Origin of the sequence: Microcoleus sp. AT3-A2 (assembly GCF_036705685.1) — a bacterium.
Lineage (GTDB): Bacteria > Cyanobacteriota > Cyanobacteriia > Cyanobacteriales > Microcoleaceae > Microcoleus.
This window is the reverse complement of the sequence record NZ_JAUBVF010000004.1, coordinates 64175-77517: the sequence shown is the minus strand read 5'-3', so window position 1 is coordinate 77517 and position 13343 is coordinate 64175. Positions and strand designations below refer to the sequence as shown.

The following is a 13343-nucleotide window of genomic DNA, read 5'->3' as shown; positions in this document are numbered from 1 at the left end:
GAAATTGAGGCGGTGACTACGGCTTTTGGAGTTCTTTTGAGATTCAGCCTCTTTTGTGGCACTGCGTTTGAGATATCCTACCACTTCCTCGTAAATTTGACTGCTAAGGCGATCGCCCCGACGACCATTTCCACTTTGATGCCATAAGTTTATGGTTTCGAGGTATTGGCGATCGCTCTAAACCAAAGTGGCTGTTTGAGGCTGGGACTTTTTTTCTACACCTAATTGGCTCCGCTTCACAACCAACAGGGTAATATCATCAAACACTTTTTGATGGCCGATATGTCGCCGCACATCGTCAATCACCGCTTGCTTAATTTCTTCAGCAGACAAATCCCAGTTTTTGCTGATGACTTCACACATCGCCTCAATGCCATATTGTTTTTTGTTAATGTCTTTGGCTTCAGGAATACCATCGGTATATAGCACGATACCATCTCCTAACTGTAGCTCTATTGAAATTTGACTGATGAACTCAGCAATGTCATCGTCAAGAGCAATCGGAAAACCTAAATCCATCGTGTCTATTCGCTCAACCTGTCCGCCAAGGCGCACAATGATTGTTTCTTCATGCTGACCGCTAATGCTGACCCGTCCTTCGGAATAATTTAAAATCGCTAGGGTGAGACTTTTCTCAGATTTCATGCGCTGCACGTTTTTATACAGGGTGCGGTTGAGCGCATCTAGGAACCGAACCGGATCAGTTTCGCGGATCTCATTGAGGGTACGAACGGCTGTTTGCGCCATCAGCATCAATATACCGCTTTCGAGTCCATGTCCAGTAACATCACCGATGCCCAGAGTAACAACACCATCACTGTTTAACACCTCATAGTAGTCGCCTCCGACTTCATCGGCAGCCTCCATGTATCCGGCAATATCGAGTCCTTCAATTTCCAGTTCATCAGCATTGGGCAGAATCATTTGCTGCATTTGACGCACGATATCCAATTCAGCACCCATGCGAAGATTGTCTTCCTTGAGTCTCTCGTTGAGGACAATGATTTCGTCGTTGGCAGTTGCCAGTTCTGCCGTGCGTTCTTTAACTTTATCTTCTAGTGTTTCAAACGATTCCTTCAGTTGCCCTGCCATGCTGTCGAAGGAACGTTCCAGTGTATCAATTTCTTGAATTTCCATAAAGTGAGTAGTGTCTACTCGCTTGTCGAGGTTACCAGCAGCAATTTGTTCAGCAGCTTTAGTGATTCGGATAATGGGAATGGTAATCGAGCGGGCAGTCAGGACACCGAGTACAATTGCCAAAGCTAGTGCTGCTAAACACAGTAAGATTGTGTTGCGAGTATTAAGGTTAATCTCCCCCATAAAATCGGACTCTGGAATCACTAGGACGACTACCCAGTTGAGTCCCAACTTATCTTGCCAAGGTGTGACAGACACAAACGTTTTTTCATTGTTAATTTTCATTGAAAGCATTTGGGGAGTGCTGATCTGACCAAAAGTGCCAAAGCGATCGCGCAACTGTTGAGCCGACTCGCGCAGCAGGGGTTCTTGGCTTTGAAATACATTCAGGCGTTGGGCTTTGCCATCAACTTCCCTGTAGGATTTCTCCTGGCTGGAACTGGCAATAATCATGCCATCCCGTTCCATGATAAAAATTTTGCCAGACGAACTGATGTGTAAATTACGTAGGAAATCACTGATTTGGGACAGAATGAAATCTGCTGTCAGTACACCCCTCAATCGCTTCGATGAGTCATACACCGGGTAGGTAGAAACAACGGAAATGATGTCAGGGCGATCCACCCATTGATGGATGGGATTCCAGGTTGGTTTACCCTTAGCTACCGTATTTTTGTACCATCCATCTTCCCTGGGATTCCAGGTTCCCCCCGTTGACAAAAGTTTTTTTAGATTGCCCCTTTCGTCAAGGGAATAGCGTTTGGTGTGCGTTACATCGGGTGCTTCTATCCTTTCTGTATATAAAGAACCATCGTCTCCTCGTTCAAGGGCGACACACTCTCCTTGCTGGCTACAGAACACAATATTACTGAGCTTTTCAGACAACTTCATTTCCCGCCAAAAAAATCGTCTGTTTGTATCGAAATCCTCTGGGTTTAGCATCCCCAGCTCGATCGCCTGTGCATTAATTCCATTCACTTGTTGGGGTGTTGCTAGGTAGTTACTTAACTGCTGACTGACGCGGCTACTCACCTGATTACTGAGTTGGTTTGCCAAGTCCTCAACGGATTTTTGCCCATTGCGGAAGGAGAGATAACCAACTAACCCAACAGCCGCTACAATTTGCAAAACGAAGGGAACGACGAGGGCTGTACGGAGACGCAATTTACGAGAAGTATTTTTCACAGATTTCATGGGGATATAGCAATCCTAAATGATTTGCAAAATTATACATGAGCAAGATGCTCACATTGCAAGGATTCTGGTCTCAATCAATTTTGCGACTGATTTAGGATTGCTATAGTGATTAGCTAAAAATAATTCACCCGTTCACCATGGGTTCCAGTTGTTGCAGTACGTTATTAGGAGTTTCTACCTGTTGCTTCACAACCAGCATGGGAAGATCATCACTGGCTTAGCGGGACACAAACTGCGTTTTAAGCCCAAACAAAGCCTACACTGGCTTTATAGGAAGCTGTAGAAATCCCTGTTTTCTTGTACCCAGCATATTTATGGGATTTGCTCTCAGCAGTTTACAGGCAATATGTACTGTATTATACAGATATTTGGGTCATATATGAAAAAGCTTTTCCTCGCAAGCGACACTAATCTGGCTGGAGAGATACGGGCAAAAATTTTGATATCGAAAGATTTAATAACACCCTGCTTCCCAGGATACCTCGCTATTGTAATAAAAACTCTGTCATTTTATAAAAAGCTGTCCCATCATATGGGGATATCTGGTATTTTATCTATCATTACAACGCTTCTTTACGCCTAAAAGTGTTTAGGATTTTTCCTGGCTATGCAGAACGACCCCAAAATTTAAGTTTAGTAACGAAACTTGCCTGGGAATTTTGAGATAATTTACTCAAGATATTCGAGTTTAGCACAGTTGGTAGCAGAAAGAGTTCACGACATTAAGAATCCAGCCAGTTTTATTTACAGCAAAATAGTTCATTTTCATCCATCTGTTTTATATTTCTCCAACATGATTAAATTTACCCTAAATACTCTCCCGAATTCGCACCAGAAATTACCTAAAATTTAAAAAATCTTAATCTGGAATTTATCAAAAATACAGAAATAGTGTAAGTCAGGTTGAGCAGAAAGCAGCTCTACAAGCATTTATCTAGTTTCAATAAATTATATTATTTATGTAGGGGCTAATTTCAGACAGCCCCTACACCATTTTTGGTTCCACTGGCTTATTTTTGCAGCGGATTGAGTTTCGTAACCGAGCTTTCCTTGGCATCTTCAGCGCTATCTTTCAGGAAACCAGAAGCATCCTTAAAGGCGGCGCCTACTCTCTCTAAAATATTGGCATCGGGATCGCTGCGATCGAATACGGGTTGAGCCTTAGCCGGCTGTCCGTCTGGCGATTCTAACAGAGTTTTATCTCCGCCGAGTTCGAGGTCGAACTTGTCAGTTTCCATCGGTGCAGAGCCCGGATAAAGCAGCTTTGAGGAATTAGATTCACCCGTAGTCGAGGCCAGGAGACGATCGCCTACGATCGACGACAAATCAGCACGATTCTTTTGTGCTTGAGCAGGCGATTGATTGACTTTAGGATCGGTGGATGTTTTATAATTCGTGTATCCATCACCGCCACCCTTGTGAGGGTTATTCATTCCTCCAGCTTGAACGGGAGGATTCTCAGGCCGAGCACCTCGAACATCGCCCGCATTGCAAGCAGTGCTGGTAAACAGCAGCACACCTGCCATCAATACAGTCAAAAATTGACCGATACGCAGTCTTTTAAAAAAAGCAGTTACAGTGTTCACAAAATTTTTCCAATTTTTTACTACTACTTGTCAAGAGTAAAAGTGAACTCCCCATGCCTGCCTCTCACGGCGGTGATATTTTGGTGCGGGTTGCTACCGACTTTTTTATAACTTTAGAGGGATTTCATCAACTGCGGAGATTTTTCCAAAGCCAAGCATAATAATGGTAGGGTGCGCCAGTTCCAATAGTTGCTGGAATTGAAGAGCTTTCTTGTTTTTGACCCACCCTACAAGCTCCTAATCTGGGAATTTTTCGACTTTCGCTTCAGCTTGCAAAGTCAGCACACCAGCTTCCACATTTAGCTGCTGAATTCGCAGGGATATTCCCTCAAGTTCAAAATTTCGCAAGTTTAAAACTTCACCAGCTTTGTCCGCCAAAGCTGCTGTTAACTCCGGCGAAAATTCCTTGTTTTCGGGATACTCGACATCTTGAAGAGAAATTGCCCAACCGCCCGCTGCAATCTGAGGTTGTGATGTAAAATAAATTTTTTCTGTGGAGGAAGTTTCCCGCACCAATACCTCAGCATTTAAAGCGATTTTTCCGGCTAGCAATTGGCACTCAATAGTTTTAACGTCTATTGTCCGCTGTTGTCCGTCAACAGTAACTTGTAAGTTTTTCAGTTTCCTGCTGATGTATTCGGAATTAAAAGCGCGGTTGATATCGCTTTCTGTTAAAACTGCGCGCGCCCCACCAAAGGCAGGCCCGTTCAGTTCAATTTTGCCAAACATAGCGGTGAGGGGATTGACAGCAATATCCTTGACGTGAATTTGCAATTCTTCCACGCGCAAATCTTGTTGCATTACCAATCCTTTGCCCTCAACGGCAACGGCCTCTACTTCTCCCTGGGCTAGCTGGCCAGGATCGGTGTTAACTGTGACAGACAAAGTTTCGGATTCGTCTAATTTGCTCGCAATAGCAATCTCTGCCACTTTGTCGATCGCCTGTTCCCCTAAACTTCTATTTTGTTGAAGCACGCTCAGAATTCCTAATAATATTGTTTAAAAATAGTAGTTAATACTTAATAAAGTTAGCGTCTTCCTCTCGGTAGGTTTCACGTCTGAAAAAAACTCAGCCAAAGACAGAGGGTTTCCAGAAAATTGCTAAAATTAATCAGGTACTCTTCGGCGCACTCTACATTGACAATCAAGCATCCAGGATACAAGCCCCCGGATTCATTCCTTCGGAGACTCAGGACCCCGAAATAAAAAACCTGTATCCGATAAAAAAGTCGCCGAATTTATCGGTGGGGTCAATGCTTCAATTATTTAATCTAAAATCTAAAATCTAAAATCTAAAATCGATTGACTCGGTGGCGAAGCGGTGAAAAATCAAAAACTCGGATTTTTGCCAAAAGTCTTTTCGAGAAGTTCGATCGCCCGCTACAATAAGTAAGAGCCGGCACCGCTTTTTGCAATGAATTCAGAATCAACTCTCGCTAGACTACAAGCTACACTTCCCGACGGAAAACTGCCTTCTAGCTACGGGGTATACTTCAAAAACACCCTAGTAGCCCTATGTCACGCCCTAGAAGACCACATTTTGCAAACCAGTGGCGGGGACAAAAGCGAACTCCAACCCTTAGTTTTGGTAACGTTTCAGCAGGGTAAATGGTATTTACAGGAAGCCGATCGCTACCTAGATATTGCTAATGCCTCTCGGCGCGTTGTCATCGGTGCAGTAGCCGACAGCGGTTTCGCTACCCACAAAACCGGGCAATTAGAAAATGTATCTTTAATAAATCTCGATGAGATCGACCCCTTAATCCAAGAATGGAATTTAATCATCCTCGCCCCGACATACAAAGCAATGGTGCTTTGCCGCGAACTTTCAGACCAGGAATACTTGCCAGAAGGCAAGCCGGAAGTAGATACAGAACGAAAGTTCTACGGTTTGTGGTCGTTTGACCAGTCTTTGGTGTCGGCTGCTGCAGAAATTTTTATAGAACAGACGCGACATTACAACTCCCCCCTGGCCGACAGTTTGCTGGAAATGTACCACGAAATCCTGGCTACCAAAGGCCCGCCCTTGGCAGACATTAGTGGCGTGGTATCGCGGATAGTCACTTACCTGCAAAGTTCTCAGCAGCAAATGGTAGCAATTAACCGCCAAACCCGCGAGTTGTGGGAATTGGAAGGTCAAGCTTTGCGCGTCAGCCGCAATTTGAACGCTAACAAACTTCAAGCTTTTCTGCGGATGGCCCAGCGCGTGGACGAACGCGATACCGCAAATCCTACAGCGTCTTTGCAGGTGGCGGCTTTGTCGGAAACTTTGGGTCAACTGCTGGATTTGCCGGCTTTGCAGTTGCGGAGGCTGCGGCTGGCTGGACTGCTATTTCGAGTCGGCTTAGTTTCGGCGCCGAATGAGGTGTTCGATCGCACTCCCGATGCTTTTGACCAAGCAACTTTCTCATTTTGGCGCGATCGCAGTTTCATCGGTTCCCAACTGCTGCAAGCAATGCCGGAGTTAGCACCTGTTGCCGAAATTGTCAAGTACAAACTTGAATATTGGGACGGCAGCGGCAGGCCAGAGGGTTTGCGAGCGGAAGCGATACCGATTGCTTCGCGGATTTTGGGGTTGGTCGCTTATTTTCAAGAACTGACTCAACCGCGTGGCGATCGTGCGGCTTTGAGTTTGAGCGAAGCTTTGGAAGAGTGCCGCGAACTGTGCGGCACTCGCTTCGATCCGGCTTTGGTGGAAACTCTGGGCAACGTCGTCAGGCTGGCAGAAATGGGTTTGATGGAGTTACCAACTCGCCCAAGCCAACTGCCTAACGTGTGGTTGGAGGAGGGCGATCGAACGACCTCGGCCGCTCCGGCATTATAAAATAACTCGACTGTTGACTGTTGACTGTTGACTGTTGACTGTTGACTGTTGACTGTTAACCAACAACTGACAACCAACAACTGACAACTGACTAATGACTAATGACCTCGAAGCCATACGCAAAGGCAAAATTTTGATGTTGGCCGGCGCTGATTTAGCCGGCAAAGACTTAGCCGGAGCCGATCTCGCCGGTGCTAACTTGTCTCAAGCCAACTTGAGTGGAGCTAATCTCGCCGGCGCTAACTTGCAGCGGGCCGTATTGCGAGCCAACCTCCGAGGCGCTGACTTGAGCGGCGCTGACTTGCGAGGCGCAGATTTTCGCAATGCCGATTTGCGGGGCGCTTCCTTCGCTAACGCTTTAGTCCGCGACGCAAGTTTTGGGGGTGCTTTTTTGACGGCGGCATCCATCGGCAATTTGGATTTGAGCGGTGTCGATTTGCGCGGTGCCGATTTGCGGGGCGCTGCTTTGGCTAGGGCAATTTTGCTTGGTGCCGATTTGAGCCATGCCAATTTGTCCGGCGCTGATTTGTCGGGAGCTGACTTGGAAGAAGCGATCCTGAATGGAGCCGTACTGCGGGGCGCTAACCTGACGGGGGCTAATTTGCTTTGCGCCAGGATCGAACAAACCCTTTGGGATGGAGCGTTGCTCGATCGCGCTTGTCTCGAAGGCACCCCCCTGAGCCTTTAAATTTCAACAATGTTGTTTTGAAGACAGACAAAAAAACAAGATCTGCTTATAGAGTGAATAAGCACAAGCGATTTTTACATTTCTTAATATAGGGTTATAATGGCGACTGTAGATGAGCAAACGAATAAATGGTAGCAGCTTTGTTTAGCGGTACATCCTTTCAAGGTCAAAGTGGCGATCGCCTTGTTAGTAAAGTAGCAGGAGCTGCGATCGCAGCCTTATTCAAGCGTTCTGAAAAGGCCGAGGCCAACATCCGAGTCGAACCAGTAGCCAAACTCTTGCAGGGAAGCATCGACGGTTTCGACTTTGTTGGCAAAGGTATGTTGATGTACAACGGCCTCCGCATAGAAGTGATGGAACTCTATCTGCAAGCAGTCTCAATTGATTTTGGGGCGATTTTTGCAGGTCAAGTGAAATTGCGGCAGCCTACCCAGGCAAATATGCGAGTAGTCTTAAGTCGATCGGATTTAACCACCTCATTCAATACACCTTTTGTAGTTGAAAAACTCCAGAAGCTGAAGTACCAAGAGCAATCTCTGCACTTTCAAAACACTGAAGTCAGCTTCGGAACCGACAAATCAATTCGGCTTCAGTCCGAAATTACCGTAGGCGATGCCAGCGAACCGGTCACAATAGATATTACAGCTCAGTTGCAAGTAGAAGACAGACGCAAAATCCAATTTGTCAGCGTTACTTACGGCGGTGACGAGCAAGCAGTAGACTTGGGCCAAGCTATAATTGCCCACGTAAATAACTTGCTAGACTTAGACAAATTTGCCTTAGAAGGCACTCAACTGCGAGTAGACCGCTGCCGAGTTCAGAACGACGAGCTGGTTTTCTACGGTTGGGCTGGTATCGAACAGTTCCCCAAAGGCAAGCGCTAAACCTCAGCAGGCTGAGGTTTGCCCAGCCATCTAGTTTGGAAAAAGAGCATTTTTCAGTTAGCAAACAACCCGCACCGGCGGGTTTTGCTTTAGATTTTAGATGGGAAGAAAAATCTCAGATCTAAAATCTCACATCTAAAGTCGATCGACGCAAAATCAGCACTGAGGTTGATTCGGTCGGGCAAATTATTTTGATAGATTTAAATAATAAATTAAACCACCCTCAAGAATAAAGATGCTCGGATTTTATTTATTTTGTATCTACGTCGCAGTCTTGTCCGTATTTGCCGGGTCGAACCACCGCCGGTCTGAGAAATGGTGGGTAGAAATTGTCACCGATTTGCCCCACTGTACCTACTATTTTGGCCCCTTCGACACCGACAAAGAAGCTTCCAGCAATACTCCCGGCTACATAGAAGACTTGGAAAGCGAGGGAGCCAAAAGGCTTAGCATCCGCATCAAACGCTGTCAGCCTTCGCATCTTACCATTTGCGAAGAAGAATTCTCAGAAACTGTAGCGATTTAAGGATGTTGAGTTTTGAGTTAACTCAAACCTCAACAATAATATAAACACACTCTTCTTCTACTCCTTACCTTGCCGACTTTGTATGTCTAGCAGTCACTTACAGCCACCCAGTCTAAAACTCTTCTCCACCGAAATGCTGATTTTAGACAGCACCAACTCTCAAAAATTACCTGCGTCAAATCAGCACTAAGGACGAGCCGATCAAGTTATTTGCCCGGATAAGTTGAGAAGAGTAAACACTGCTTAATTTGTTGCAGAGGTGAATTATGTTTGAAATTTATATGTTCGGTATGTTCCTGGCGGCGGTTTCGATACTGACTCAACCGATGGCCAGCGGTAGAGGTCGCGAGTGGTGGGTGGAAGTTGACACAGATTCGCCCAAGCACACCTATTACTTTGGTCCCTACGACACCAAGGATGAAGCTTCTAATAACACTAACGCCTACATCACAGACTTGGAAAAGAAAGGAGCTAAAAACATTAGCATCAACATCAAGCAAGGTCGCCAACCAAGTCAGCTAAAAGCTAGCGAAGAGTCTTGAGAAAGTGGAATGCTCAACTATGAATAGGTTGCTCAACCTAAATCTCCTCGGGCGCGGGTTCACCAATATCGATGAGTTCAGAGCCAGGATATTTGTAAACCCGCCTAAACCCAAGGGATGATTCGCTCCTCTTCCTAATTTTGTTTGGTACGAGCAATGCAAATTTTTTCAAAGTAGCGCTTGGTTTAAATTGCTCCGGGGATTAAAAGTGCGATTGGCTTTGATTTTTTCATAGCATTCGCGTTCTACAGTGCTAATTTCTTTCGGTGTCACGATCGCAATTTTTACTAACAAATCAGTCCGCTCGTCTTTCTTCGGTTTCGGCCATCCTTTGCCCCGCAACCGCAAAGACTGACCCGAACGAATCCCGGCTGGAAATTTCACAGTGATCATACCTTCAGGCGCCGGCACTTCAATGGAAGCTCCCAACACCGCTTCATCGGGAGTTATCGGCACTTCGCAGACCAAATTCTCTCCCTCAAACTGGAAGAAAGCGTGAGGCAAAACTTCTAATTTTAGGTACAAATCTCCCTGTTGCTTGCTGTACGGGTCAACTTGGCCTTTGCCTTTTACCCGAATTTTACTGCCAGTTTTCACTCCGGCTGGAATCGAAACTTCGCCCGTGGCGACTCGCTTAGAAGTTCCCCGAAATGCTTCCCCTAGAGTCAGGGAAATGGCGACCTCGGTGTCGAGAGAGCTTCCGGCGGTGCGGTTTTCGTACCCCGCGAAATCTTCAAATCCGCCAAACCCGGTGGGCCCGCCGCTGCTGGTGCGGTAGTTACTGTAATTCCACTTACCGTTGCGACCACCACTAGCGCCCGGGCTACCTGCGCGGCCGAGCAAGGCATTGATAAATTCGTCAAAACTGCCGTACTCGCTGAAGTCAACCCCGCCAAAGTCTACAGTCGTACCGCCCCCGCCTGGTGGCCATCCGCCTGGAGTTGTGGCAGCTTGCTTCCAGTATTGACCGTATTGGTCGTATTTTTTGCGTTTTTCAGGGTCAGAGAGCACTTCGTAAGCTTCGTTTACTTCTTTAAAACGAGCTTCGGCTTCTTTGTTGCCGGGGTTCATGTCCGGGTGATATTTGCGGGCTAGTTTGCGGAAAGTTTTTTTAATTTCGTCAGAACTGGCACTTTTGTTGAGTCCCAAAATAGCGTAATAGTCTTTAAAATCTGTTGCAGCCATTAACCAATCCCCTCTTTATTAGTTGTTATTTGTTAGTTGTTAGTTGTTAGAAAGAATAAATCCCAAATTAGCCGCAGGATGGCGCATTAGTATAATGTCAGGAGCCGAAGTGCCTGCGGCATCTCATTCAAATTATAGGTTATCAAAGGTTTGGACTCGATCGAGTTCGGTTGTTGCTTGGCGTTCGATCGCAATTTCCGCACTCCGCTGCTGTTTAAGATTTTATAGCATTCGGCTCTCTCGTGCACAAGGGAGCCGGAGCAGCCGCCTCTAGAAATGCTTTTGGCATTCGACAGCAAAAACAATGCTTTCATCAATTAAGAACGTCCTTACCATCTGGGCCGTTGCTATACCTGTGACCTTTGAGACGGTGAAACTCCTGCGGCGCCAACTTTTGGGGAGTTATGAGGTTTAGGGCTTTCGGGAGGCGGCAGCCCGATTGAGGTGAGGCGGGGAAAGCTGCTGCTGTTGCGGGCGCGAGCCCAGGATGGTTGACTGGCGCGGACGATCGAGCTTTTTTTGGTCTTTTTTTCCGGGGCGCGTTGCGATGGCTACGCCCCGGCTTACGCCTACGAACTTCTCGATATGAGTTGATCACCCAATCCCAATCTTAGCAGGTTTTCATCAGCAAGTTCGGTCAAATCTGGTGTCTGAATTGTGACTATATAATACCCTAAATTGCGCCGTTCTTCCACAAAATTTCTAGATATTTTTTATTCACCCCAGACCCGTGCTATAAAATTTTATTTTTACAACCTCTGAAGAGATTTAAATCCAAGTAATATAACATAATTTCTCCCCTGTCTGTTAGCTAAATCACACACTTTTATAAAACATTAAGATAGGATAGTAGAGCGATAAGCTTTTAACTGTACCAGGGTCATAACATTATGAATTATTTGCTAAGTTGGCCTTGCGGCTGCTGCGACGATTGGAAAGATAGTTCCGAGAGTTCGGTTGTACTCAGAAACGGGCAGCGCATTTGTCAGTCGTGCTACCAGCGCAAATACAAGAATCAGAAGCTATTCGCCAGACGCAGGCGATCGGACATATCTATATCACGGCAGACAGTAACAGAGACTGTCGCTTATTGATAATGCGCGAGCCTTTAAACAAAGCCAACTATTTCGACAACCTCGCATCAGCGGTGAAAATTAATAATCAACAAAAAAAAGAATGAATTTCGTCATCAGTCATCAGTCATCGGTCATTGGTGATCTGTCACTAATTTACTTATTTATCATCAGTCACTTGCTGAGAGGTAACAGATTTTAACTTAAAAAACTAATGACTGACGACTAATGACTAATGACTAATAACTAAATGATAGTTCCATCAGGAATCGTGGCATTTTTCAGAACTACGATAATGCCGCTGCGGATGTAAAAACCTTGGTTTTCGCGGTTGGCTTCTTCCACTCCGTCTTTATTAATTATTTGAACATTGCGGCCGATGCGGGCATTTTTATCCACAATCGCGCGCCGAATTGTAGTATCTGCACCGATACCCAGGGCGACGCCGCCGCTGTCCAAACTCGAATGCCGTTCGGCGTCGGGTTCGTAGAAGTCAGAACCCATTACCAGGGTGTCTTGAATCGTACATCCAGCTTCAATCCGCGATCGAACTCCCAACACAGAATGGTCAATCCGGCACTGTTTCAGAATGCAGCCTTCAGCAATAATCGATTCCGTCACGTGAGTATCTAAAAGCTTAGTCGGCGGCAAGAAACGCGGGCGAGTATAAATCGGCGCATTTTCATCGTAGAAACTGAAAGGTGGCTTAGGCTGTTTTGTCAGAGCCAAGTTAGCATCGTAAAAAGCCTCAATGGTTCCGATATCTTCCCAGTAATCGTCAAACAAATAAGCTTGAACGTTGTGGTCTTTTGCATTATTCGGAATAATCTCTTTACCAAAATCTGTTTGGTTGGGAGATTCCTTCAGGAGTTTAATCAGAACTTCTTTTTTGAAGACATAAATCCCCATCGAAGCAATGTAAGGACTTTCCTGAGCCTGCTGCGGTGTCAGTCCCAGTTTAGTAGTATCCACCTGCATTTGTTTGAGCGCATCGCCTTTTGGCTTTTCGCTGAATGAAATAATGCGACCGTTGTCGTCGATTTTCGTCAAACCAAAATCCGAGGCCCGCTTCTCGTCCATTGGCAAAACCGAGAGGGTGATATCGGCGTTGGTTTCGCGGTGTCTCTGCACAAACTTCTGGTAGTCCATGCGGTAGAGGTGATCGCCCGAAAGAATCAAGTATTCGTCAACGTCCCACTCTTCTAGCAGCCAGAGATATTGGCGAACTGCGTCGGCTGTCCCTTGAAACCAGTTGGGGTTTTCCTGAGTTTGCTGGGCAGCAAGCACCTCGGCAAATCCCTCGGTGAAGCCGGAAAACTGGTAGGTGCGAGCGATGTGACGGTTGAGGGATGCCGAGTTGAATTGCGTGAGGACGTAGATTTTGACTATTTCCGAGTTGATGCAGTTGCTGACAGGAATATCGATGAGGCGATATTTGCCTGCGAGGGGAACTGCGGGTTTGGCTCGCAGTTTGGTTAGGGGGTAAAGGCGGGTGCCTACACCGCCACCGAGGATGATGGCTAAAACTTTTTTCAAGGAACTTTCTCCCTAGGGTCGATTAACTCTCCAAGTACAGTGTCGGATGGTGAGGGCTTCTTGACAAGGGGGGGGAGCAAGGAAGTTTTGAGTTTTGAGTTATGAGTTGAGTCGCTTACCCACAAACCGGGTTGTTTAATCCAAATACTTCTTCGCACCCTCAAT

At 46.1% G+C, this 13343-nt stretch carries 11 protein-coding genes and 1 pseudogene; 6 read left to right on the top strand and 6 right to left on the bottom strand.

What is annotated here, in order from left to right; all coding sequences use genetic code 11:
- Window positions 1-177: 177 nt before the first annotated feature.
- From QUB37_RS29780 to QUB37_RS04275, 4 genes and pseudogenes are all read right to left on the bottom strand, one after another.
- On the bottom strand, window positions 178-1320 hold the full coding sequence (locus QUB37_RS29780) for a PP2C family protein-serine/threonine phosphatase (protein ID WP_445300003.1): 1143 nt from the start codon (window positions 1318-1320) through the stop codon (window positions 178-180).
- A 222-nt stretch (window positions 1321-1542) separates the two neighbouring features.
- Window positions 1543-2331 (bottom strand): annotated as a pseudogene (locus tag QUB37_RS29775) (cache domain-containing protein); the annotation flags it as partial.
- Window positions 2332-3344: 1013 nt separating this feature from the next.
- Entirely contained in the window at window positions 3345-3920 is a 576-nt protein-coding gene (locus QUB37_RS04280; RefSeq protein ID WP_333159432.1) for a DUF6658 family protein, read from the bottom strand.
- Window positions 3921-4157: 237 nt separating this feature from the next.
- Window positions 4158-4895 carry a DUF2993 domain-containing protein gene (locus tag QUB37_RS04275; protein ID WP_333159430.1) on the bottom strand — a complete coding sequence of 246 codons (738 nt, stop codon included), beginning with the start codon at window positions 4893-4895 and terminating at the stop codon, window positions 4158-4160.
- A 439-nt stretch (window positions 4896-5334) separates the two neighbouring features.
- On the opposite strand from QUB37_RS04275, the gene QUB37_RS04270 reads away from it, so the two are divergent.
- The 5 genes from QUB37_RS04270 (at window position 5335) to QUB37_RS04250 (ending at window position 9384) form a co-directional block, all read left to right on the top strand.
- Window positions 5335-6744 carry an HD domain-containing phosphohydrolase gene (locus tag QUB37_RS04270; protein WP_333159428.1) on the top strand — a complete coding sequence of 470 codons (1410 nt, stop codon included), beginning with the start codon at window positions 5335-5337 and terminating at the stop codon, window positions 6742-6744.
- Between the two features lie 94 nt (window positions 6745-6838).
- Complete coding sequence (locus tag QUB37_RS04265) at window positions 6839-7432, top strand: pentapeptide repeat-containing protein (RefSeq protein WP_333159426.1); 594 nt, start codon at window positions 6839-6841, stop codon at window positions 7430-7432.
- A gap of 128 nt (window positions 7433-7560) precedes the next feature.
- The gene (locus QUB37_RS04260) at window positions 7561-8316 is read left to right on the top strand and encodes a DUF2993 domain-containing protein (protein WP_333159424.1); all 756 of its coding nucleotides are present in this window, start codon (window positions 7561-7563) and stop codon (window positions 8314-8316) included.
- Window positions 8317-8551: 235 nt separating this feature from the next.
- On the top strand, window positions 8552-8842 hold the full coding sequence (locus tag QUB37_RS04255) for a DUF1816 domain-containing protein (RefSeq protein ID WP_333159422.1): 291 nt from the start codon (window positions 8552-8554) through the stop codon (window positions 8840-8842).
- 266 nt (window positions 8843-9108) lie between these two features.
- Window positions 9109-9384, top strand: coding sequence for a DUF1816 domain-containing protein (locus tag QUB37_RS04250; protein WP_333159420.1), 276 nt, complete (start codon window positions 9109-9111; stop codon window positions 9382-9384).
- A gap of 168 nt (window positions 9385-9552) precedes the next feature.
- Here the strand turns inward: QUB37_RS04250 and QUB37_RS04245 are convergent, their stop codons facing one another.
- Window positions 9553-10569 carry a J domain-containing protein gene (locus QUB37_RS04245; protein ID WP_333159418.1) on the bottom strand — a complete coding sequence of 339 codons (1017 nt, stop codon included), beginning with the start codon at window positions 10567-10569 and terminating at the stop codon, window positions 9553-9555.
- A gap of 890 nt (window positions 10570-11459) precedes the next feature.
- Here QUB37_RS04245 and QUB37_RS04240 point away from each other — a divergent pair.
- Window positions 11460-11663, top strand: coding sequence for a hypothetical protein (locus QUB37_RS04240; protein ID WP_333159416.1), 204 nt, complete (start codon window positions 11460-11462; stop codon window positions 11661-11663).
- A gap of 225 nt (window positions 11664-11888) precedes the next feature.
- Here QUB37_RS04240 and QUB37_RS04235 read toward each other — a convergent pair whose 3' ends face one another.
- Window positions 11889-13178, bottom strand: a complete 1290-nt coding sequence (locus tag QUB37_RS04235) for a glucose-1-phosphate adenylyltransferase (RefSeq protein ID WP_333159414.1) — start codon at window positions 13176-13178, stop codon at window positions 11889-11891.
- Between the last annotated feature and the right edge of the window lie 165 nt (window positions 13179-13343).

Bases quoted from the DNA above. Each gene is read 5' to 3' on its own strand.
- QUB37_RS04255 (WP_333159422.1), top strand. From the start codon at position 8,552: ATGCTCGGATTTTATTTATTTTGTATCTACGTCGCAGTCTTGTCCGTA.
- QUB37_RS04265 (WP_333159426.1), top strand. From the start codon at position 6,839: ATGACTAATGACCTCGAAGCCATACGCAAAGGCAAAATTTTGATGTTG.
- QUB37_RS04270 (WP_333159428.1), top strand. From the start codon at position 5,335: ATGAATTCAGAATCAACTCTCGCTAGACTACAAGCTACACTTCCCGAC.
- QUB37_RS04240 (WP_333159416.1), top strand. From the start codon at position 11,460: ATGAATTATTTGCTAAGTTGGCCTTGCGGCTGCTGCGACGATTGGAAA.
- QUB37_RS29780 (WP_445300003.1), bottom strand. From the start codon at position 1,320: ATGGGGGAGATTAACCTTAATACTCGCAACACAATCTTACTGTGTTTA.
- QUB37_RS04250 (WP_333159420.1), top strand. From the start codon at position 9,109: ATGTTTGAAATTTATATGTTCGGTATGTTCCTGGCGGCGGTTTCGATA.
- QUB37_RS04245 (WP_333159418.1), bottom strand. From the start codon at position 10,569: ATGGCTGCAACAGATTTTAAAGACTATTACGCTATTTTGGGACTCAAC.
- QUB37_RS04260 (WP_333159424.1), top strand. From the start codon at position 7,561: ATGGTAGCAGCTTTGTTTAGCGGTACATCCTTTCAAGGTCAAAGTGGC.